The organism is Candidatus Neomarinimicrobiota bacterium, from assembly GCA_041862535.1.
Lineage (GTDB): Bacteria > Fidelibacterota > Marinisomatia > SCGC-AAA003-L08 > TS1B11.
In genome coordinates, this window is record JBGVTM010000302.1 from 1 (window position 1) to 4,682 (window position 4,682).

A 4,682-nucleotide genomic window follows, 5' to 3' on the forward strand; every position below is an offset into this window, starting at 1 on the left:
GGCGCAAGCAACGGCTTATGTTCGACATCGCGGGCTAGCACCTAGGCATGTACCTGGGACACAAGCTTTACGGTGGCCGGCGCTATACCTTTGGCGACGCGATGATGCTGGTCGTCGGCCGGGCCACCGGCAACTTTTATGGAGCTATGGTATCGGATATATTCGGCCTCAAGGTTGATAAGAATGACACGGCCATACTCTGGATAGTAACAGCCGGCGGACTGGGAGGCCTATGGGCCACCGACCGCTTTATCAAAGGCGAGGACTACTCCTTCGGCCAGACGGCCCTGATGGGTCTTGGTGGCATAGCCGGCGGCGCCTTTGCTTTCGGATTGGGCATCATCACCGATACCAGCTTTGAAAGCAGGTATTATGAGGTCGCCACTATTGGTGGGAGTCTAGCTGGCTTTTTCCTCACCCGGCGGATCATCGAACCCCGGCCGGAAGCAGGTAGCACCGTAGGACTCAGGCCTGGATCCCACATTGATATTGCCCTCCGGCCAGCCATCGTGGGTGGCGAGGTCTTGCCGGCATTTGGCATCGAGGTCAGGTGGTAGCTGCGGCCCGATGGGAGGAGAATAATTTCAATGACCTTTTAGGATAATCGACCGGCCTATCCGGAGATATGAACTAAACGACAAACAGAGTGGAAAGGTGTGAGATATGCTTCTGCTAGTTAGAAAAGACTATGAGGCTATCAGCAAGGAGGGTGCCAAGATTGTAGCGGAGCTGGTACGCCGAAAGCCTGACTGTGTCCTGGGCTTTGCCACTGGCAGCACTCCCTTAGGCATGTACCGGGAACTGATCCGCATGCATCGGGAAGATGGACTGGATTTCTCCAAGGTAGCCACTTTCAATCTGGATGAGTATGTGGGACTTCCACCCAAGCATGATCAGAGCTACCACTACTTCATGTGGGAGAACCTGTTCAAGCACATCAATGTCAATCCCCGGTATGTGTATGTTCCCGCTGGTATGGCCGATGATGTGGAGGCACACTGCGATTGGTATGAGGAACAGATTGAGAAATTTGGGGGCATCGATCTGCAGATTCTGGGGATTGGCGGTAACGGACACATTGCCTTCAATGAGCCCGGGTCGTCCCTGGGCTCCCGGACCAGGATTAAGACCCTCACAGATAAGACCCGGCAAGACAATGCGCGTTTTTTTAACAGTATGGATCAGGTGCCCAAGTACGCCATCACCATGGGCATCGGCACCATCATGGATGCCAGGAAGCTGCTCCTGCTGGCTAGTGGTAAAGGCAAAGCCCAGGCCATCAAAAATACCATCGAGGGTCCGATCTCGGCCATGGTGCCGGCCACCATCGTCCAGATGCACCGTCATGCCACCATATTGGTCGACGAAGAGGCGGCCAGCCTGCTGTCTGGTGAATGGCTGATTGAATAGCTGCCAAAGTGACTACTATCATCCGGCAAACAAAGGGGATGAACCATGGTGCTGCTGAATGACTCTGTTAGGGAGGAGATCAAAAAGCGGTTTGTCGAGCTGGTAAACCCGGTTAAGATCGTCAACTTCACCCAGATGATCGAATGCGACTACTGTGGAGATACCCGCCGGATCATGGAAGAAGTGGCTGGCCTGTCCGACAAGATCAGCCTGGAAGTGTTCAACTTCATTGAAGACAAAGACCAGGCCGCAGCCTACCACATCGATAAGATCCCTGCTACGGTGGTCATGGGCGAACGGGATGTGGGTATTCGCTTTTATGGCATACCCTCGGGGTATGAATTTGTGACCCTCCTGGAAGACATAGTGATGGTTTCCGAAGGTGATTCGGGACTCGCCGAGTCCACGCGTCAGAAACTAGCCGCTTTGACTGATCCGGTTCATTTGCAGGTGTTTGTCACTCCTACCTGCCCCTACTGTCCCCGGGTGGTGCACCTGGCGCATCAATTTGCCCTGGAAAGCGATAAGGTGGTGGCTGATATGGTGGAGGTCATCGAGTTTCCTCATCTGGGCCAGCGATACGGCGTGATGGGTGTCCCGAAAACAGTGGCCAATGAGCAAAGTGCGGCGGAAGGGGCGTTGCCCGAAGCCCAGTTTCTGGAGCGGGTGCTCATGGCGGCGGGGAAAGGCGCCAGGGCGTAATCTCAACTGCCGGTCAACCGCTTTTATCCCCATTTAAATACCGGTGGGATGCGGGGATTTCTCCTTGCCCATTCACACATGCCCTGAACAGGAGTAAATTCAGTCCGTTATGGCCCTGCAGTGCGGTATCATCGGGCTGCCCAATGCGGGCAAGTCCACCATTTTTAATGCCCTGACAGCTTCGCAGGTACCCGCCGAGAGCTACCCCTTCTGCACTATCGATCCCAATGTGGGAGTAGTGCCCATGCCCGACGAGCGTCTGGAGCAGCTGGCCCGCATATATCAACCCGCCAAGGTAACCCCGGCGACGGTGGAGTTTGTGGACATCGCCGGACTGGTCCGGGGCGCCAGCAAAGGCGAAGGCCTGGGCAACCAATTCCTGGCTCACATTCGGAAAGTGGACGCCATGATCCACGTGGTGCGCTGCTTCGAAGATCCGGACATCAGCCATGTGGAGGGCAGCATCGACCCGGTCAGGGATGCCGGGATCGTCGAAATGGAGCTGCTCTTGAAAGACCTGGAGTCGATAGAAAAGCGCCTGGCGCGGGTAAAGAAACCGGCTGTTTCCGGGGATAGAATTGCTGCCGAGGAGCTGGCGGCCCTGCAGAAAGTTCAGCAGGGGCTGGACTCCGGCCACCTGGCCAGCACGATGGACCTGTCAAAAGCGGAGGGGAACCTGATCCGCCCTTTATTCCTGCTCACCTGTAAGCCTATTTTGTATGTGGCCAACGTTGGTGAGGCGGAGATGGAGCGCGGGGACCGTTCGCCGCAGATACAGGCCCTGTTCGATTTTGCCGCCCGGGAGAACAACCGGGCCATCCGCCTGTGCGGCCAGCTGGAGCAGGAAATCGCCCTGCTGGATGACCCGGAGAAGGCAGCCTTCGTTGAGGAATACCACCTCGGCGAGGCGGGACTCACCAAGCTCATCCACGCCGCTTACGACCTGCTGCAATACCAGACTTTCTTCACCTGCAATCCCAACGAGGCGCGGGCCTGGACCTTTCACCGGGGGGCCACCGCCTGGGACGCCGCCGGTACTGTCCATACCGACTTCCAGAAAGGCTTCATCAAGGCCGAGGTCTTCCATTACGACGACCTGGTCCGCCTGGGCTCGGAGAAGGCCGTGAAGGAAGCGGGCGTTGCCGGCCTGGAAGGGAAAGACTACCAGCTGCGGGATGGGGATGTGATCTATTTTAAATTCACAGGATAGTTATTTCATTACTACATTTGCGCATGAATATCTCTTCCACATATCGTTTCTGCTCAAGCAGGTTTTAAAATGGAAATTAAACGTACCATACAAGATGTAGTTGATACTCTGCGAAACGTTAAGGACTATGACAAAAAATGCACGTTGCTCATCGGGGCGGGCTGTTCCGTAGAGGCAGGAATCCCACTGGCAGACGATTTTGTAACTGAAATAAAAGATAGGTATTCAGGGGCGTATGATAGAGCAAAGGATAAGAGTTACCCTCATTGTATGGCTCAGCTTGCTCCTGGGGAGAGAAAATCACTTATCGCAAAATATGTTGATAACGCTACTATTAACTGGGCCCACGTTGCGATGGCATGCCTCATTAAGAAAGGATATGTTGACCGAGTCCTAACCACAAATTTCGACTCGCTAATTGTCAGAGCTTGCGCCCAGCAAGGTATTTTTCCTGCTGTTTACGATTTTGCCGTATCACCCGAATTCAGACCGGAAGATATACCCGAGCGCGCTATCTTTTACCTCCATGGACAGCGATCAGGATTTGTTCAGTACCATACCCCACAGGAAATGAAAAAACTCTCGAAGGTTTTAGCTCCCCTATTTCTAGATGCAGGTCGTGGCCGTGTATGGATAGTGGTCGGCTACAGTGGCCGGAACGATCCTGTTTTTAATCAGCTGGCGGCTATTCCTCGGTTTGATTATAATCTTTATTGGGTGTGCTATAAAGATAGTGAACCAGCAATGCATGTATACAAGGGATTACTTACCCAAGATAAATACGCATTTTATGTTCAGGGGTATGACGCCGATGATTTCTTAGCCGTATTAGCACAAAATTTGGGATGTTTTCCGCCTGATTTAATACAAAAACCATTTTCATACCTGGAGGCGATTTTTAATACTCTTACACCCTATAAGTTGCCAACACAAGAAACAGAATCTGATGTAACCTACGAGGCCAAGGAAATGATTCGTGAGTGTAAGGCTAAATATGAAGCAGAAACGGAAGGTACCGGCCAGCCTGAGGAGGTTTCAAGGGCCGTTCAAAACGCAAATGCTCTAATGATGGCAGGAGAATATGATAAAGTAATTGCCATCAGAGAAAGATTTGAGGCCCCGCTCCCCGAAAAACTGGTTGACCTGATTGCATGGGCCTACGTGATGCAGGGCGTTACTCTCGGTGAACAGGCGATGATGAAGACTGGAGCTGATGCGGAACGCCTGTTTGCCCTGGCGTATGAGAAGTTCGAGTCGGCGCTGAAGATTAAGCCAGACAAGCATGAGGCCCTAAATAACTGGGGTTTTGCTATTAGCAATCAGGCAGAGCAAAAGACGGGAGAGGAAGCGGACCGGCTTT

Annotated in this window: 5 protein-coding genes; all 5 read left to right on the forward strand. The window is 53.2% G+C overall.

Annotated elements, in window-relative coordinates:
- Positions 1 to 47: 47 nt before the first annotated feature.
- A complete protein-coding gene (locus ACETWG_10960; GenBank protein ID MFB0517104.1) occupies positions 48 to 557 on the forward strand; it encodes a hypothetical protein in 510 nt (169 codons plus the stop codon).
- 106 nt (positions 558 to 663) lie between these two features.
- A complete protein-coding gene (nagB, locus tag ACETWG_10965; GenBank protein ID MFB0517105.1) occupies positions 664 to 1,410 on the forward strand; it encodes a glucosamine-6-phosphate deaminase in 747 nt (248 codons plus the stop codon).
- Between the two features lie 45 nt (positions 1,411 to 1,455).
- Positions 1,456 to 2,112, forward strand: a complete 657-nt coding sequence (locus tag ACETWG_10970) for a thioredoxin family protein (protein MFB0517106.1) — start codon at positions 1,456 to 1,458, stop codon at positions 2,110 to 2,112.
- 109 nt (positions 2,113 to 2,221) lie between these two features.
- A complete protein-coding gene (gene ychF, locus ACETWG_10975) occupies positions 2,222 to 3,322 on the forward strand; it encodes a redox-regulated ATPase YchF (protein MFB0517107.1) in 1,101 nt (366 codons plus the stop codon).
- 69 nt (positions 3,323 to 3,391) lie between these two features.
- A partial coding sequence (locus ACETWG_10980) for an SIR2 family protein (GenBank protein ID MFB0517108.1) occupies positions 3,392 to 4,682 on the forward strand: 1,291 nt, incomplete at its 3' end.